1 rRNA gene is annotated in these 264 nt (G+C 53.0%); it reads left to right on the plus strand.

Annotated elements, in window-relative coordinates:
* Window positions 1–264 (plus strand): 16S ribosomal RNA (locus JHD74_RS26445); the annotation flags it as partial.

Consider the following 264-nt stretch of genomic DNA (forward strand, 5'->3'; position numbering starts at 1 on the left):
CTTTCCAGAGATGGATTGGTGCCTTCGGGAACTGTGAGACAGGTGCTGCATGGCTGTCGTCAGCTCGTGTTGTGAAATGTTGGGTTAAGTCCCGCAACGAGCGCAACCCTTATCCTTTGTTGCCAGCACGTCATGGTGGGAACTCAAAGGAGACTGCCGGTGATAAACCGGAGGAAGGTGGGGATGACGTCAAGTCATCATGGCCCTTACGAGTAGGGCTACACACGTGCTACAATGGCATATACAAAGAGAAGCGAACTCGCG

This window comes from Serratia sp. ASV30, assembly GCF_016428815.1.
Classification (GTDB): Bacteria; Pseudomonadota; Gammaproteobacteria; order Enterobacterales; family Enterobacteriaceae; genus Chania; species Chania fonticola_C.